Below are 996 nucleotides of genomic sequence, written 5' to 3'. Positions count from 1 at the left end.
TCTTCCAGACCGGGCTCGATTTGTTGCGTCGCGAGACCGACGGCACGAAATTCCGCCTGCTCGGCATCGGCGTCAGCGATCTTTCCGACGACGGGAAGGCCGATCCGCCGGATCTGGTCGACGTCCAGTCGCGCAAGCGCGCAATGGCCGAAACCGCGATCGACGAGCTGCGCGACAAATTCGGCAGGAAGGCCGTCGAGACCGGTTACACCTTCGGCAAGGGCCGTGCCGCCAACCCGCCCGAGCCGCTCGAGGACTGAGACCGGCTGGCATTCATGGGGACTTCAGGTGCGCTGCAGGTCGATCCGGCTCGTCACCATGGTCTTGCCAGTTTTTGGATCCGTGTCGGTCACTGTCAGCCGCATGCTGTCGCTGCCGGTCTTTTCGACGGTCAACTGCGCTTTGCGGTCGCCATTGACCTCCTTTGCCCAACGGATGCCGAGGTTGAGCGCGTTGCCCGAACGGCTGCCGTTCAATTGCGCCGGCCCGGTACGCGAGCCGATGTAGACGCCGCTATAGCCCCTGCCGGTGGCCTTCAGATCCGCGCTGATCTCCCGCGTCATCAAGATCAGCCCGCGGCATTTGCCGTCGAGCGACAGCGAGGTCGAGGTAGCGCCGGATTTGAAGTCGCAGGAGATATTCACCGTCGGCGCATTCGCGCTCACCTTGAAGGTGCCGTTGCCGGCGAAGCTGCCCTGGAACGAGCGCAGGAAATCTGCATCGTCGGCGTAGGCGCTCGCGGCAGTCATCAGGCAGCCGGCGAGAACGAGCGGAACCACTGGTCTCATCGAAATTCTCCCCCGTTGGAGCCGAAACACGCCTCCTGGCCTCGGAAGGCGCAAACAGACTCAGGAACGCAAGCGATCCTGGCAGGTTCCCCTGCCGATATGACCGTTTTGCAACAATGTCGGTTGGCGTGAGGGTATTTTAAGCCGGCGGCGGCTCAGGCCGAGAGCGCGGCCTTCACCCAATCCAGCCGCGCTGCCGGCACCAGCC

At 63.8% G+C, this 996-nt stretch carries 1 protein-coding gene and 1 pseudogene; one reads left to right on the top strand and one right to left on the bottom strand.

The features are described 5' to 3' along the window. Window positions 1–260 (top strand): annotated as a pseudogene (locus EOA75_RS33240) (DNA polymerase IV); the annotation flags it as partial. 24 nt (window positions 261–284) lie between these two features. Here the strand turns inward: EOA75_RS33240 and EOA75_RS33235 are convergent. Next, on the bottom strand, window positions 285–788 hold the full coding sequence (locus EOA75_RS33235) for a hypothetical protein (protein WP_067000288.1): 504 nt from the start codon (window positions 786–788) through the stop codon (window positions 285–287). Window positions 789–996 lie beyond the last annotated feature (208 nt).

This window comes from Mesorhizobium sp. M1A.F.Ca.IN.022.07.1.1 (genome assembly GCF_003997575.1).
Lineage (GTDB): Bacteria > Pseudomonadota > Alphaproteobacteria > Rhizobiales > Rhizobiaceae > Mesorhizobium.
The sequence above is the reverse complement of the archived record's forward strand: the minus strand, read 5'-3'. Positions and strand labels throughout refer to the sequence as shown.